Genomic DNA, 15346 nt, shown 5'->3' on the forward strand with positions numbered 1-15346 from the left:
AGATCATGCGCCAGCTCCTCGAAGCACCCGGCGTTGAGCCAGCGCTGGGCCTGCTGGTAGACGGCGGCCCAGGGTGGCAGGTCGTTCGGCATCCAGCGCCAGGGGGCTCCCGTCTTGATGATGTAGCGCAGGCCGTTGAACACCTCACGCAGGCAGTGCTCCCGCTGGCCGGCCTCTTCGGGCAGAAGCGTCAGGTAGGGCGCCACCAACGCCCATTCTTCATCAGAGACATCGGAGGGGTATGGTTTGCGAGGTGAGGTCATCAGGCCTCAACGAGACAACCTCAATCCAGGTCCATAACAGCCTCTAGAGACAGACCGATTACTCGGGCAGATGCTACCAGGGCGACATGTAAGCAATGCGACGCTCGTCAACTGATGATCAAGGGTTACCTTCAAATCAAACTGCGAAGTCCGCAGTCCTTGTCCATGACCTAGTGTTTCCTCCTTGAGTTGGCGTTCGCCCTAGTTCTGCTCAGTGCTACTACCGGAACCTTTTGGTTCCCGGTTCAGCGTCATGTGAGTGCAGTCATTGAACCGCGGCTCATGATTTCGTTCATCGTTGAGTCAGTTTGTGGAATCCGCGCAATTACCTTGATCTCAAAGTCGAAGCCGGCGAGCCAGTTCACTCCAACAGCCGTCCAATTGGGATAAGGCTTTTGAGGAAACACCCTGCTCTTGACAGCCATGACAGCGCCAAATTGTGTTTCAGGGTCGGTGTGGAATGTCGTCACGTCGACAATATCATCAATCGTGCAGCCTGCTGCTGCGAGGACTGCTCTCAGATTGTCGAAGGCTAGTTGGACCTGTCGCTCGAAATCGGGCTCTGGTGACCCGTCCTCACGGCTACCCACCTGCCCTGACACGAATAAAAGATCCCCAGTGCGTATGGCGGCCGAGTAACGGTGCTCGTCATAGAGAGTGTGTCGGCTGGCTGGAAAGATCGCCTGAGGTTTGGACATTCTCAAACTCCTGTTCAAATAAGATATAACCCGAAACAATTGCTCGTCCTGACTGAGCGTCGGGATTTGCCTTGCCGGAAGACAAGATAAATGCGCTTGGCGTGAATGATTAGACGTTGAAATTGGCATGAGTTGATGCGAAATCCCCATCAATGAACCGGCCGTCCCTCAACGATCTCACCGCCTTTATGGCCGTAGCCACCCATCGCAGCTTTCGCCGTGCCGCGGATGAACTTGGTATGGCTCCATCAACCCTGAGCCACACCATGCGTGGACTTGAGGATCGGTTGGGTGTGCGCCTCCTCAACCGCACGACCCGCAGTGTTTCGCCAACTGAAGCGGGGTTTCAGCTGTTCAGTCGTCTGCGAGTGACGTTCACGTCGCTGGGCGAGGCCTTGGACGCCGTATCTGCCTATCGAGGCAACGTGGCAGGCACGGTTCGGATCAACGCGCCGCGGGTGGCTGCAGCCGTTGTTGTCCGCGACATCCTCCCGCACATGGCGGTGAGGTTTCCCGATGTGGCAGTCGATCTTGTCGTCGAAGGGCGCTTGGTTGACATCGTGTCGAAAGGCTTCGATGCCGGTATCCGGCTTATTGAGTCAATTCCAAAGGACATGGTAACGGTCCCCCTCGCACGCCCGATTGGGTTTGTTTGTGTTGCCTCGCCAGCCTATCTCGATCGCGCCGGTGAACCGCTAACCCCGTATGATCTTCAGCATCATCGCTGCATCGGCCATCGCATGCCGAGTGGCAAGCTGTACCGGTGGGAGTTCCAGCGAGCTGGGCAGGAACTAAGGATTGATCCGAGCGGGCCACTGGTTCTCGATGACGAGGGCCTGATGACAGATGCGGCCGCCCAGGGTTTAGGGATTGCATATGTGGCGAGCTGGGCTGCCGAAACTGCGCTTGCAGAGGGGCAATTAAGGACAGTGTTGTCAACTTGGACGCACGAGCCGGAGCTAGCGGCTGTCTACTACCCGGGACACCGGGCCGTGCCACCGGCCCTGCGCGCATTCCTCGATGTCGTCAGGGACGTTAAACCATCTAAGTAGCAGGCTCCCTCATTCTAGCTGAAAGGCACCTACGAGGAACTGGACCATCTGCCACTAAGTTGAGGGAATACTCCGGATATTCTCTCCGCGTTAAGGAAGGTATTGCGTTTGCTGCTGGTCATCCGATTTGGATTTCCGTTCAAGAAGGGCCTATGTCCAGCTCGCTTTGATGGCAGCTGCGATGAAGGCCGCCAGTTGATCGATTTAGACTCAGTTGGCACGTCCATCCCTGATGATCATTGCCTGCCGGATCTATCGGACAATGGCCCCTGGATGGCAGCCGTGGGAGCCGAATTGCTCTCCGTCTCTCGCATCGTGACCAGAATCTAATCCCTGAAGATACACGCAATCTTGGGCGTCCGGTTGCGCAGCGTCAGCGTAGCCGCGACGTCGGGCTTCTGGTCGTATTACGCAAAGCAACGGGAGAAGACACCGTTTTCCTAGATCGGTTGGATCCAGTTACGTTCGACGGAGCTTCGGATGGGATCTCTGCCGTCTACCTCGTCCCGCCATCCGACGTCCCTAGATTGATGAGAGCGGTGACGCCGATTCTTGAGCGGACTCTGGAAGTTGGGGTTGAGCATTTCGCTATGTTCAGCGCGTCATACCTGGAAGAAGGTGAGCCAACGATAGGTCCGTTCACGATTGGCTTCTCCGTCACGCGCTCCTCTAGGTCGTGAAGAATTTCTTCGCGCAGCAATATCCTCTCACCGTTTTGGAGGACATCATGATCTACTCTGCCATGGAGACGAACGGTCGGGTTTATCGATGCAGACGACATCGCGGCGACTGCCGCTGAAGCACTCATAGTTCCCTACATTCCCAACGGGATCTCGTTCTAACGGTCTTGAGACCTTGTCCTACGACAACGTTGCAGCTCCTATTTCATCAGCATCTGGTCTTAGAGTGGGTCACCACATGCTATGCAATCAGGAACCTGCCGCTCGCTGGCCGGCTGGAGGAACGGTTCTGATTTATGCGCACAGCTTAGCGGCCATTAATACGGCGACTTCACGAGGCGCGGAGAACCGATTGACTGATGCGGTCTTGCGGACCATCAGAAGCACACTCATGCGCTTCAATTATCTTGCTAACCGTGAAGCAACGGCCGGAGACAAATTTTGGTTTGAACTGGCTCGGTCCCAGTTGGATAACAGGCGCAGACGGCTCATAAGGATCGGTCGCCTTAAGCGCCCAGACCATTCATGCGCTCCATCAGAACACGAAAGCAGGTGGGTTCCAGCTCAGATCGGAAACCTTTGCCTAGCAAGACCTAAGCCAGCCGTGCAGGCTTTCCGGTCGAGAAGGTTGTAACCGAACTTGTTGCAGTGACATCTTCAAGCCTTGCAACCCGGCCTCCGGCATAAAGCTCTATCACGCCCATCTTGCGCCACGACATCAACCTTCGTCTCGGCGTATTCGGCTAGATTCTGTCTGACGGCCTGTGAACTTGCGTAGGGCTGCGACTCGGGCATGATCGAATAGTGCCTCGCCTTCGAAACCTTTATCGAAATGCGCGTCCATCGTCCCGCCGCGAACGTACGGACGAGCAGATCGGGAAGCTGACGGCGCAGCTGGCTTCGAAGGCGGCGTGAGAGTCCCTCACTGAAACTCTTGAACAGGGTGTCGTCCTGCCGGCCAAGACGGTGGGCGACAGGTGTCCGATGCAGTGCTGGAAGTCACGCAGGTCAGAAATGGAACACCTGAATTTCTTCTTGGGGTCATTCCGAGAAGGTTGCTGGGTCCTTATGAAAGTCCGGTTTTGACTCCCCGAGGCTGCATCAACCTTCTTCCGTCTGTTGCCGCAATCGGACTATTTCGACCGAAACGACAGCACTTAAGTTGAGCCGGATCCGGTTGAAACGCGAGCGACAAGACCTGCCTTAGTTTGTTAAGCGTTTAAGATGTAAATCATCCTTAACCCGGCTCATGCTGCAAAGAGTAAGTGATTGCGATGTCGCCAAGCGACTCCAAACCGTGGATTTTGAATAGTCTCGAACGACCCGCTCGGGCACTTGTCGTCGGCGCGTCTGGCGCCATCGGATCGGCTGTCACCAAACTTCTTATGTCCGAAGGTTTCGAAACCGTTCATGCACTTTCCCGCTCGGGAGTCGATCAAGGCTTGGCTGACGTGGCGGTCGGACAGATCGACATTGAGAACGAGGCCAGCATTGCTGCCGCCGCCGAGCAAATAATCGAGGGCGCTCCCTTACGTTTCATTTTGGTGGCAACAGGACTGCTCCACGATAGCGCCCTCCAACCCGAGAAGACCTACCGCACCCTTGATCCTGAGCATCTCCTGCGAAGCTTCCAGATTAATGCGATTGGTCCAGCCCTTGTTGGCAAGCATATGCTCCCGCTTTTGCCGAAAACGGGTAAAAGTATTTTTGCCGTTCTTTCTGCCCGCGTGGGCAGCATCGAGGACAACCGGCTTGGGGGCTGGTATGGCTACCGAGCTTCAAAGGCGGCTCTGAACCAATTTGTGCGAACCTTTGCGATTGAACTGAACCGCCAGAGGCCGGATGCTGTCTGTGTTGCCCTCCACCCTGGAACCGTCGATTCACCTCTGAGCCACCCCTTTCAAGGCGGCATCGACGTCAACAAGGTGTTCTCACCCACGTATTCTGCCGAGCGCCTGCTTGCCGTTACGGACGCACTGACGGCGGCAGACACTGGGCAATTCTTCGCCTGGGATGGACAGCAAATCCGTTTTTGATGGCGAACCTGAGGCCTGTGTACGATCTCCTGGGCCACCTCAGGGGCAGGCTCTCACGTTGCAAATATTCGACGAATGTCGGCTCACGAGCGCCGACGCGAAACAAGCCCTTACGTTTCAGATGTGCCATGAAGAGACGTAAAGGAACTGCTTCTCCAAGGTGTGATTGCTGCATAACCTTCCGATGGGCGCCAGCCCGCCCTCGGTTTAAATGGGGCGCACGCCGCACGGGAATAAGTACAGATTAGCTCTACCCACGCCAAAACTGAGGTAAGAGCAGGATCAGCACGGTGAAGAGCTCCAGTCGTCCCAGGAGCATGCCGAAGCACAGGAGCCACTTGGAGGCATCCGGGAGCGCGGCGAAGTTGCCGGACGGGCCGATGACCGCTCCCAACCCCGGCCCCACATTCGACAGCGCTGACACGGCGGCGCTGGCACTGGTCAGGAAATCGAGATCGAACGCCATCATAGCGACCGTGAGCGCGCTATAGCAGATGAAGTAGAGAGAGAAGTACACCACCACCGATCCGATCACGTCGTCCGGCAGCAGTCGGCCCGCATAGACGCGCGGAAACACGCCGCGTGGATAGAGCAGGCGCAGGAACTGGCTCTGGAGCATGCGGACCATCACCTGGAAACGGAAGATCTTCATCCCGCCCGAAGTAGACCCAGTGCACCCTCCTACGAACATGAGGCCGAAGAACAGGCCGATCATCAGGTTACCCCAGAGCGTATAATCCGCCGTGGCGTACCCGGTTGTTGTCACTACCGACACAACGTTGAAGGCGGCCAGCCGGAGAGCGTCGGCAACGCTGTGCCCAGCCACCAGGATCAGCCATGCCGCAACCGCCAGGATCAGAACAGCTAGGAGAGTGACTAGGAACCGGACTTGGCTGTCGCGCAGGGCATCCCGCTGTCCCTGGACTAGCCGCAGGTACAGCACGAACGGCACGGCGCCTGAGAGCATGAATAGGGTGGCGATCCAGTGCAGGGCGGCATTGTCCCAGTGGGCCATCGAAGCGTCCGATGTTGAGAACCCCGCGGTCGAGACGGTTGTTAGCGCATGAGCGACGGCCTCAAACGGCGCCATTGCCACCAGCCAGTATGCAAGTGCGCAGGCCACGGTGAGCGCGGCATAGATCAGCACGATGCCAGCTGCGATCTCCCGCACGCGTGGCATGACCTTCTCGGAGCGGTCGGAGGATTCTGTTCGGAATAGTTGCATGCCGCCGACGCCGAGGGTCGGCAGGATCGCGATCGCGACACCGATGATGCCGATGCCGCCTAGCCATTGCAGGAGCGCTCGCCACAGAAGAATTCCCTTGGGAGCGTCGTCGAGTCCGACAATCACCGTGGCGCCTGTTGTGGTCAAGCCGGACATGGATTCGAAGAATGCATTGGTGAAGTGGTCCCTCAGCTGGGAATAGTCAGAGATGTAGAGTGGGATAGCTCCAAAGAGGGCGATGGTCGTCCAGGCAACTGGTGTGAGGAGAAACGCTTGGCGCAGGGTCAGCCCGCCGGACAGCCGGCATTGGGTTAGACGGGTCAGGGCCGCGCCGCAGGTGAAGGTGATGCCGCTTCCGATGAGAAAGGCCCGCCAGTCCGGATCGCCCGTGAAGGCGTCGACGCCTACGGGCAGGAGCATGGCCGCCGCCAGCGCGAGCAGCATGCGGCCCGTCAGGTGGAAGACCGGACGGATGTAAGGTGGAGCCCATCCGCCGGGGAACGATCTCTCGCGCATCGGTTAGCCTTAGTGCCCAGTGTCGGAGGATGGGCCGGCCAAGATCGCCTCGGCCTTGCGCAGAGCCCGGTAGGCCACCACGGCGATGACGTTATCGCCGGGGTGCACCCTGGTCGAGCTGGTCGGAATGATCACCTGGCCGCTGCGGACAATAGCCCCGATCAGCATGCCATCGGGCATCCCGGCCTCCCGCAGAGTGCCTCTGACCAGTCGTGAGCCCTCCTGAGCTGTTGCCTGGATCACCTCGCCGAAATCCTCCCGAAGCGTATAGAGCGCGGAGACCGAGCGGTGACGCACATGCCGCAGAATGGTCGATATGGTGATGGTGCTCGGGCTCACGACCGCATCGATCCCCAGAGCGGGCAGCACATGTTCGTAGGAGGTCTTGTTCACCAGGGTGATGGCCCGGGAGCAGCCCTCGCGCTTGGCCAACACTGAGGCGAAGATGTTCGTCTCGTCGTCGTTAGTCACGGCGATGATCGTCTCGGCACTCTGGACATTCGCCTCAAGCAGAACCTCTTTGTCGAGCGCGTCGCCTTGGATTACCACGGCGGCGTCCCGCAGCTCGCGGGAGATGTACTCGGCCCGCTCGCGCGAATGCTCGACCATCTTGAGCGAAACGGAGGGCGTATGACGGGCGATCCTGGTCGCCAGGTTGAGACCCACATTCCCGCCGCCCACGATGACGATGCGGCGGGCGACCTGCTCCTTGTGGCCCAGGAACGCCATTACGTGATCCACGCGGTCCGTTTCGGTGATTACGTAGACATCATCTCCCTGCTGCACCTGATCTTCGGCCCGCGGCACGAACGCATGACCATTACGAACGATGACACCGACAACAATACCGGAGCCGCCAGACGTGGAAAGCTCCTTCATCCGCCGCCCGACCAGAGAGCATCCACTCGTGTTGCAGTGAACCCCGAGGAGGTGAATCCGTCCATCTGCGAGCGCTACTGTGTCGAAGGCGCCGGGCGTCTTGAGCCGTCGTACGATGCCATTGGCAACTTCCACCTCGGGTGAGATGATCACGTCGATGGGCAGTTGGTCGGAGGCATAGAGCCCCTGCCAGATCGGCTCCAGATAGCCGTGATGCCGGACGCGGGCAATGCGTCGTCGGACATTGAACAAGGAATAGGCCACCTGACAGGCGACCATGTTGACCTCATCAGAGCGGGTCACCGCGATCAACATGTCGGCATCGCGTACGCCGGCCCGTTCAAGGACCTCTGGATGGGAGGCGTGGCCGACCATTCCACGGACGTCGTAGCTCTCGTCCGCTCGCCGGGCCTGCTCCGGCGACAGGTCTACCACCGTTACATCAATACCTTCAGTGGCCAGATGGCGGGCGATGGTCGAGCCCACCTGTCCGGCACCGCAAACAATTACTCTCATAGCCCCTCATTCATCCGAACGGGTTTGGCTCCAGAGTCATATAGAGCATCTTTCCCATCGATGGCCTGGATACAGTCAAGCCATTCGTGCAGGAGCCTTTCCTTTCGGGTGCGCTGCTCCGGGCGCCTTAAGTCGTAGCACTGTAGCACTATTGAGATCCTGCCAGCATATAACCGGTAGTAACGATCAACCCGCGGCCAAAGGGAAGCCGAATGGTTTGAGTTGATTCACGAGGAGAAGATCGAAGCTAGGCTAAGAACGTCCAGCTTACCTCGGTAAGCTGACAAAGGCTTTGAGATGGATGCTCAGCGTGGGTTTCCCGTCGGCACAACTAGCCAAGGTTTAGTGCGAGGGCTTCGTTTCAGGAGCACTGCAATGCAAGACACAATCGCCAACCATCCCAGCGGCACCACCACACCGTGGAACCAGGGCAAGCTGATCGGCCCTAGGTCGCTAATCGCATCCAGGATTTGGCCCTGTTTAACCTCGCCCTCAACAGTAAGCGGCGAGCCTGTGACCTCATTGCGCCCGCGTCGATGACGTGGCCCTCAATGGGCGGGTGCGATCCCGAGCCACGATCATGCAGCCGAAGACCGGCCGACCCCTTTCAGTTTGAGGTCACGGAGCAGACCCGCGAGGCCGTGGGACGCTGGATCGGTTGAATTATAGCATCCAAATTCCTCTGAGGGTTGACGGTCCTTTCGAATTCATTCGACTTCCGGAATGAGTCATCCAAGGAAATTGCAAGCGTTTTGGGAGTGTCTGTTATCCGCTTCGCCAGCACACAGTTGGTATAATTCGCAAATGTGCCAGAAGACCTTCCCGGATCGTCATTATCATATCTGCTGGTCTATTGCGCTCTTTGCCTCAAGCGCGACCATCGGCAACAACCGGACAGCCTAAGCGATGGCCAACAAACCTGATCATACCGCATCCGCCATGGATACGTTCGGGAGTGGGTCAGAGGCCTTCACGTTCTTCGTCACGACATACGTGAAGTACCGCTCGATGCCCAGTTCAAGCCGCAACAACCTGTCGATCAGCCTCTGATAGGCATCTATATCTTCGGAGACGACCCTGAGAATATAGTCTACGCCCCCACCTGTGGCATCACAGGAGACGATCGCCGGTTCCTTAAGAATTACCTCTTCAAAACGCTCGAAGTCAGACTGCTGATGGCTCCTGAGCATGATTTCCACGAGAACAGCGGTTTGGCGGACGAATTTATCCGTATTGATGCGCGCCGAATAGCCGGCAATCACGCCGCTCTTCTCAAGGCGGCTAAGACGCTCCCAACATGCTGTTGGAGACAAGTTCACGGCTTCGGCAAGTCGAATCTTGGTCATCCGACCATCGCTCTGGAGAGCAGCAAGGATTTTCAAGTCGATTTTATCGAGTTTCATGGCTATCTCGCAGCCTCAGCACAATGTAAGGGTTTAACCATTACAATCATCCGAGACAATCCCATGCGTGAACTTCCACGCCCGTCTGAAAGTCAAAGCACCTTGTTTCAGCATGAGACGCGGATCGCGGACTGGCGGCCGAAACTGACCAAACGGAAGGGGATCACGAAGCATAAGCTTCTGACCGAGCGGATCATCGCAGATATCGATGCGGATATCTTGCCGCCCCACGCGCGCATGCCGACGCACCGGGAGCTGGCCCGGCAGCTCGGAGTATCCGTGCAGACCGTGAGCCTCAGCTATCAGGAGGCCGAACGGCGGGGCTATCTGCGAGGCGAGGTCGGGCGGGGCACATTCGTCCGCAGCCGGGTGACGGAGAAGGCTGACCGCTTCATGCTTGATCGCGACCCCGGCGCAACAGTCGATCTTTCCATCATCCGGGCGATCTACACTGAAGCGCATGAAGACGCCTCCCGAACGGTCATGAGGCGCCTCGCTCAGAGCGATAACAGCGCCTTCATGCGCCCCTGCCGACCTATTGCGGGGCTGGAGCGCCATCGGGCCGCGGCGCAACTCTGGCTAAAAGGCCTTGGCGTCGAGGCCGCGACGGACCGCATCCTAATCACGAACGGCGCCGCCCACGGCCTCTTCCTGGCGGTCGCCGCCATCGTTCAGCCGGGTGAGACCGTTCTCACGGAGAGGCTGACGGATCATGGCATCATCGGCCTCGCCAATGTCCTGGGCTTCACCCTGCGTGGCCTCTCGACCGACAGCGAAGGCATTCTCCCTGAGGCTTTCGAAGAGGCCTGTGCGGCCGGTGGGGTAACCGCCCTGGTGCTCATCCCGTCCCTGGGAAATCCGACCAGCCATGTGATGGGAGCGGAGCGTCGGCGGGTGATTGCGGCGATCGCCCGCCGATACGGCATCTATGTGGTGGAGGATGAAGTCTACAAGCCGCTCCTGGAGACCCCCCTTCCATCTTTTACTGATCTGCTGCCGGATCTCGGCTTTTTCGTCACCAGCTTCACCAAATCGGTCCTGACGGGCCTGAGGGTCGGATATCTCGTGGTTCCGCCGCAATACTCGATCCGGGTCGCGAGTATCATGCGCGTGACGAGCTGGAGCGCCACGAATCTTCCTGCCGAGATTGCGAGCCTGTGGATCGAGGACGGCACTGCCCTCAACCTAGTTGATCTACAGCGCCGGGAAGTCAGGGCGCGCCAGGCGCTGGTGTCGGAGACCCTTGGGGAGCACATCGCCGGGACCCACTCCCTGTCGCTGTGTGCCTGGCTGAAAGTGCCGCCCCGGTGGACCGAAGAGGGGCTCGTGCGGATGCTGGCGCAGAAAAACATCGCCGTCACCCCATCCGACCCGTTCATGGCCGGGGCGGGCGGAGCGGGCGGCATCCGCATCTGTCTCGGTGGCCGTTTGTCCCACGCAACTCTTGGCCGCTCGTTGCGGACGATCTCCGAAACCTTCGACCAATTGCCGCCTGTCTTCGACACCAGTTCCATTGCGTAGGGGCAGGCAGATGATCATCAAGAAGTATCATTAACTTGGTAGACCAAGGGACAGAGGTCCACCCAAGAAGCCCTCGATTGTTTCATGACAATATAATGATTGACATGAAAATTGATGGGACACACCATCGCTTCTATTGGCAGGAGGTGGTGAATGGACTCAGCGCCCGCGCGAAGACTTCGCATCAGATCAGTTCAATTTCGCCGGATCCGATGTAAGAATGTGGGCGGCCTACATCGCGCCTCGTTCGTCCTCATCCTCAAGAGCCTGCGCCTATGACTGCGGTCGGGCTCGACAGGATCGTGCTGGCTCAGAAGCGCATCAGCAGCCACATTCGGCGCACCCCCCTCTCTGTCTCCGACACCCTTTCCACCCACTGCGATTTTCCCATTCATCTCAAGCTCGAAAGCCACCAGTCAACCGGCAGTTTCAAACTGCGCGGCGCTACCAACGCGGTCTTGTCTTTTGACAGCAAGGCGAAGAAGGCCGGACTAGTGACCGCCTCGACAGGCAATCACGGTCGAGCCCTCGCCCATGCTGCGCAAGCGGAAGGCGTAAGGGCCGTAATCTGCATGTCGGCCCTCGTACCCGACAATAAGGTTGAGGCGGTGAAGGCGCTCGGAGCCGAGGTGCGCATTGTCGGTTACTCTCAGGACGACGCCCAGGAAGAGGTCGAACGTCTCGTGCGCGAAGAAGGCCTGAACCAGATCCCGGCCTTCGATCATGCGGATGTCATCGCCGGGCAAGGAACAATCGGCCTTGAGATCGCTGAGGCTTGCCCCGATGCGGAACTCGTCCTCGTACCGCTCTCCGGTGGAGGATTGGCCGCGGGCATTGCCGCCGCGATCAAAGGAAGGCTGCCGCAGGTGCGGGTGATCGGCGTTTCAATGGAGCGCGGCGCAGCCATGTATGAGAGCCTGCGCGCCGGAAGGCCTGTCACGGTCGAGGAATTGCAGACCCTAGCCGACTCGCTCGGCGGCGGAATCGGTCTGCAGAACCGCTATACCTTCGCCATGTGCCGCGATCTGCTCGATGACGTTGTGCTTCTGACTGAAGAGGAGATTGCTGAGGGAATCCGCCATGCGTTCACGGCGGAAGGCGAGGTCGTGGAGGGCGCGGGCGCGGTCGGCATCGCGGCCCTCTTGGCGCAGAAGGTTGATGTCAGAGGGCCGACCGTCGTTGTCGTCTCGGGCTGCAACATCGATGAGGAACTCCACAACAGCATCTTAAGCAGCGGCAGCAATGCTGTCTCCGCCGCGGGAGGGCGAGGCCGATGAGCCGCATGCTCATTCTCACCGAACCCGACCTCCGTCGCGTCGTGCGGCTCGACGCAAGCGTGGTGGACTGCGTAGAGGATGCCTTCACGGCACTGGCCACCAAGCCCGTGGTGATGCCGCCGATCCTCCGGCTCGATATTGTCGAGAATCGCGGCGAAGTAGACGTAAAGACTGCCTACGTGCCGGGCCTCGATGGCTTCGCCATCAAGGTGAGCCCGGGCTTCTTCGACAATCCGAAACTTGGCCTACCCAGCCTCAACGGCCTCATGATCCTCTTCAGCACAAAGACTGGCCTTGTCGAGGCTCTGCTGCTGGATAACGGCTATCTCACTGATGTGCGCACCGCCGCTGCCGGCGCGGTAGCCGCGAAGCACCTGTCGCGCGCTGATGCGCAAAGCGCCGCCATCTTCGGCGCCGGCATTCAAGCCCACCTGCAACTCGAAGCCCTCACGCTCGTGCGGCCGATCAAGCGAGCCCGGATCTGGGCGCGGGATTGCGGCAAGGCGGAAGCTGCGGCGCGGGAACTCTCGGCATCGCTGGGGATCAAGGTTGAAGCCGCGCAAAACCCGCAAGCCGCCTGCGACGGAGCTGACATCATTGTCACCACGACTCCCGCCGAGCAACCGATCCTGAAGGCGGAATGGCTGCGGCCCGGCCAGCATATCACGGCCATGGGCTCAGATTCCGAGCACAAGAACGAAATCGATCCTTCAATCCTGACTCAGGTCTCCTACATCGCCGACAGCGTCACGCAGACACGTCGCCTCGGCGAACTGCATCATGCCATCAAGGGCGGACTGATCGCAGCGGATCGGCCGTTCCCCGAGTTGGGACAGGTCATTGCCAGGCAAGTTCCTGGCCGTGAAGGTCCGGACGCCATAACCCTGTGCGACCTCACCGGAATGGGTGTGCAGGACACCGCCATTGCCACTCTCGCCCATGCACGCGCGCGCGATGCCGGTGCAGGCAGAACCATTAATACAAAAGAAACAACCGGAGGCTTCTCGTGAGCGCGCCCAATCTCAATTTCAGCCGAGCAGAATATGCCGAGCGTCTCGTCAAGACCCGAAAGGCCATGGAGAAAGCGGGCATCGATCTTCTGATCGTGACCGACCCGTCCAACATGCATTGGCTGACGGGCTACGACGGGTGGTCTTTCTACGTGCATCAATGCGTGCTGGTTCCGCCGGAGGGCGAGCCGATCTGGTACGGCCGCGGCCAAGACGCCAACGGCGCGAAGCGCACCGCCTATCTCGCGCACGACAACATTCTCAGCTATCCAGACCATTTCGTTCAATCCACGGAACGCCACCCTATGGATTTCCTGTCCGGCATCATTGCGGAACGCGGCTGGGATAAGGGCGTCATCGCGGTCGAGATGGACAATTACTATTTCTCCGCTGCCGCCTATCTGTCGCTCGTCAAGCACCTGCCGAACGCGAAGTTTCAGGATGCCCTGTCGCTCGTGAACTGGCAGCGCGCGGTCAAGAGTGCAACCGAAATCGAATACATGAAAGTGGCGGGCCGCATCGTCGAGGCGATGCATCGGCGTATTGTCGAAAAGGCCGATCCCGGCATGCGCAAGAACGATCTCGTGGCGGAGATCTATGATGCGAGCCTTCGCGGTGTCGACGGCTATGGGGGCGATTATGCCGCCATCGTCCCGCTTCTCCCGTCGGGTGAGGAGGCGTCGGCCCCACACCTGACCTGGGATGACAAACCCATGCGCAACAACGAGGGCACGTTCTTCGAGATCGCAGGCTGTTACAAGCGCTATCACTGCCCGCTATCGCGCACCGTCTTCCTCGGCAAACCAACGCAGGCTTTTCTCGATGCCGAGAAGGCCGTTCTCGAGGGCATGGAGGAAGGGCTAGCGGCGGCCAAACCCGGCAATGTCTGCGAGGACATCGCCAATGCATTCTTCGCCGTTCTCAAACGTTACGGCATCGTGAAGGACAACCGAACCGGCTATCCCATCGGTCTCAGCTATCCGCCGGATTGGGGTGAGCGCACCATGAGCCTGCGCCCCGGCGACAGGACCGAACTCAAGCCCGGCATGACCTTCCATTTCATGACGGGGCTCTGGCTCGAGAACATGGGCCTTGAAATCACCGAGAGCATTCTTATCACCGAAACAGGCGTCGAATGTCTCTCCAACGTGCCACGCCAGCTTTTCGTGAAGCCATGAACGTCGCGACGCCTCTTCAGCGACCCTCCCCGATTAGCCCCAGCGTCGATTTCGATGCGGACGGGGTGCAGCACGGATTCCTGCGCTTGCCCTATAGCCGAGACGACTCGGCCTGGGGCTCAGTGATGATCCCGATCACCGTCGTCAGGCGCGGCGACGGCCCGACAGCGCTGCTCACGGGAGGCAACCACGGCGATGAATATGAGGGCCCGGTGGCTCTCTTCGATCTTGCGCGAACGCTCAAGGCCGACGCGGTGCAAGGCCGTGTCATCATCGTGCCAGCGATGAACTACCCAGCCTTTCGCGCGGGAACCCGCACCTCTCCCATCGACCGCGGCAATCTCAACCGCAGCTTTCCCGGACGCCCCGATGGCACGGTGACGGAAAAGATCGCCGATTATTTCCAACGCGCGCTGCTGCCGCTCGCCGACATCGTGCTCGATTTCCACTCGGGCGGGCGCACTCTCGACTTCCTGCCCTATGCGGCGGCTCATGAACTGCCCGACAAGGAGCAGGAGAAACGTTGCTTCGAGGCCGTCGCAGCCTTTTCGGCCCCCTACTCGATGCGAATGATCGAGATCGACGCGGTTGGCATGTACGACACCGCGGCCGAAGCGATGGGCAAGGTGTTCGTGACGACCGAACTGTCGGGCGGCGGCACGTCCTCGGCTAAAACCGTAGGCATCGCCAAGCGCGGTGTGATGAATGTTCTCAGGCATGCAGGCATCGTTGCCGGTGCACAGGCGCTCGGGCCGACGCGCTGGCTCGACATGCCCTCTAGCGAGTGCTTCCGGTTTGCCGAGGATGACGGCCTCGTCGAGTTCTGCGTCGATCTCGGCGACGCGGTGCGCGCAGGCGACGTGATCGCTCGCATTCATCCCGTCGGACGAACAGGACAGGCGGGAGCTGAATATCGGACAGCCCTCGATGGCGTTCTCGCAGCCCGGCATTTTCCCGGACTAATCAAGACGGGTGACTGCCTCGCGGTGGTCGCCACTGCGGAGGACAAGAACTGAATCAGACGCCGCCAGCGACAACGCTGCAAGCCGGACCAACCGGCACGCGGTTCTTACAACACCAGAGGAGAAAACC

General features: G+C 59.3%; 12 protein-coding genes. 7 read left to right on the plus strand and 5 right to left on the minus strand.

All coding sequences use genetic code 11. From position 1 onward, the window contains the following. Both BLP10_RS21200 and BLP10_RS21205 read right to left on the minus strand, forming a co-directional pair. The coding region (locus BLP10_RS21200) for a transposase (protein ID WP_139165560.1) at window positions 1–263 on the minus strand (263 nt) is incomplete at its 3' end. A gap of 251 nt (window positions 264–514) precedes the next feature. Beyond that, window positions 515–961: a RidA family protein gene (locus BLP10_RS21205; protein WP_091139260.1), complete on the minus strand. Its 447-nt coding sequence runs from the start codon at window positions 959–961 to the stop codon at window positions 515–517. A 152-nt stretch (window positions 962–1113) separates the two neighbouring features. Between BLP10_RS21205 and BLP10_RS21210 the strand changes: the two genes are divergently transcribed. Further along, on the plus strand, window positions 1114–2013 hold the full coding sequence (locus BLP10_RS21210) for a LysR family transcriptional regulator (protein ID WP_091139265.1): 900 nt from the start codon (window positions 1114–1116) through the stop codon (window positions 2011–2013). A 1954-nt stretch (window positions 2014–3967) separates the two neighbouring features. Further along, window positions 3968–4729, plus strand: a complete 762-nt coding sequence (locus BLP10_RS21215; RefSeq protein WP_091139268.1) for an SDR family NAD(P)-dependent oxidoreductase — start codon at window positions 3968–3970, stop codon at window positions 4727–4729. Between the two features lie 250 nt (window positions 4730–4979). Here BLP10_RS21215 and BLP10_RS21220 read toward each other — a convergent pair whose 3' ends face one another. The 3 genes from BLP10_RS21220 to BLP10_RS21235 form a co-directional block, all read right to left on the minus strand. Further along, window positions 4980–6470, minus strand: coding sequence for a TrkH family potassium uptake protein (locus BLP10_RS21220; RefSeq protein ID WP_091139270.1), 1491 nt, complete (start codon window positions 6468–6470; stop codon window positions 4980–4982). 9 nt (window positions 6471–6479) lie between these two features. Beyond that, the gene (gene trkA, locus BLP10_RS21225; RefSeq protein ID WP_091139273.1) at window positions 6480–7865 is read right to left on the minus strand and encodes a Trk system potassium transporter TrkA; all 1386 of its coding nucleotides are present in this window, start codon (window positions 7863–7865) and stop codon (window positions 6480–6482) included. Window positions 7866–8788: 923 nt separating this feature from the next. Further along, a complete protein-coding gene (locus BLP10_RS21235) occupies window positions 8789–9268 on the minus strand; it encodes an Lrp/AsnC family transcriptional regulator (RefSeq protein WP_091139276.1) in 480 nt (159 codons plus the stop codon). A 63-nt stretch (window positions 9269–9331) separates the two neighbouring features. Between BLP10_RS21235 and ehuR the strand changes: the two genes are divergently transcribed. The 5 genes from ehuR to doeB all read left to right on the plus strand — a co-directional run bounded on the left by ehuR (window position 9332) and on the right by doeB (window position 15270). Continuing rightward, the gene (gene ehuR / locus BLP10_RS21240) at window positions 9332–10789 is read left to right on the plus strand and encodes a MocR-like ectoine utilization transcription factor EhuR (protein ID WP_091139278.1); all 1458 of its coding nucleotides are present in this window, start codon (window positions 9332–9334) and stop codon (window positions 10787–10789) included. 275 nt (window positions 10790–11064) lie between these two features. Continuing rightward, window positions 11065–12066: a hydroxyectoine utilization dehydratase EutB gene (eutB, locus tag BLP10_RS21245; RefSeq protein WP_091139281.1), complete on the plus strand. Its 1002-nt coding sequence runs from the start codon at window positions 11065–11067 to the stop codon at window positions 12064–12066. Further along, window positions 12063–13076: an ectoine utilization protein EutC gene (eutC, locus tag BLP10_RS21250; RefSeq protein WP_091139283.1), complete on the plus strand. Its 1014-nt coding sequence runs from the start codon at window positions 12063–12065 to the stop codon at window positions 13074–13076. Before eutB ends, eutC begins: the two co-directional genes overlap by 4 nt. Beyond that, window positions 13073–14254 carry an ectoine hydrolase DoeA gene (doeA, locus tag BLP10_RS21255; RefSeq protein ID WP_091139285.1) on the plus strand — a complete coding sequence of 394 codons (1182 nt, stop codon included), beginning with the start codon at window positions 13073–13075 and terminating at the stop codon, window positions 14252–14254. Before eutC ends, doeA begins: the two co-directional genes overlap by 4 nt. Then, a complete protein-coding gene (gene doeB / locus BLP10_RS21260; RefSeq protein ID WP_091139287.1) occupies window positions 14251–15270 on the plus strand; it encodes a N(2)-acetyl-L-2,4-diaminobutanoate deacetylase DoeB in 1020 nt (339 codons plus the stop codon). The genes doeA and doeB overlap by 4 nt, the downstream gene beginning before the upstream one ends. The last annotated feature ends 76 nt before the right edge of the window (window positions 15271–15346 follow it).

It is taken from the genome of Microvirga guangxiensis (assembly GCF_900102135.1).
GTDB lineage: Bacteria > Pseudomonadota > Alphaproteobacteria > Rhizobiales > Beijerinckiaceae > Microvirga > Microvirga guangxiensis.

Bases quoted from the DNA above. Each gene is read 5' to 3' on its own strand.
- BLP10_RS21205 (WP_091139260.1), bottom strand. From the start codon at position 961: ATGTCCAAACCTCAGGCGATCTTTCCAGCCAGCCGACACACTCTCTAT.
- BLP10_RS21210 (WP_091139265.1), top strand. From the start codon at position 1,114: ATGAACCGGCCGTCCCTCAACGATCTCACCGCCTTTATGGCCGTAGCC.
- BLP10_RS21215 (WP_091139268.1), top strand. From the start codon at position 3,968: ATGTCGCCAAGCGACTCCAAACCGTGGATTTTGAATAGTCTCGAACGA.
- BLP10_RS21220 (WP_091139270.1), bottom strand. From the start codon at position 6,470: ATGCGCGAGAGATCGTTCCCCGGCGGATGGGCTCCACCTTACATCCGT.
- trkA (WP_091139273.1), bottom strand. From the start codon at position 7,865: ATGAGAGTAATTGTTTGCGGTGCCGGACAGGTGGGCTCGACCATCGCC.
- BLP10_RS21235 (WP_091139276.1), bottom strand. From the start codon at position 9,268: ATGAAACTCGATAAAATCGACTTGAAAATCCTTGCTGCTCTCCAGAGC.
- ehuR (WP_091139278.1), top strand. From the start codon at position 9,332: ATGCGTGAACTTCCACGCCCGTCTGAAAGTCAAAGCACCTTGTTTCAG.
- eutB (WP_091139281.1), top strand. From the start codon at position 11,065: ATGACTGCGGTCGGGCTCGACAGGATCGTGCTGGCTCAGAAGCGCATC.
- eutC (WP_091139283.1), top strand. From the start codon at position 12,063: ATGAGCCGCATGCTCATTCTCACCGAACCCGACCTCCGTCGCGTCGTG.
- doeB (WP_091139287.1), top strand. From the start codon at position 14,251: ATGAACGTCGCGACGCCTCTTCAGCGACCCTCCCCGATTAGCCCCAGC.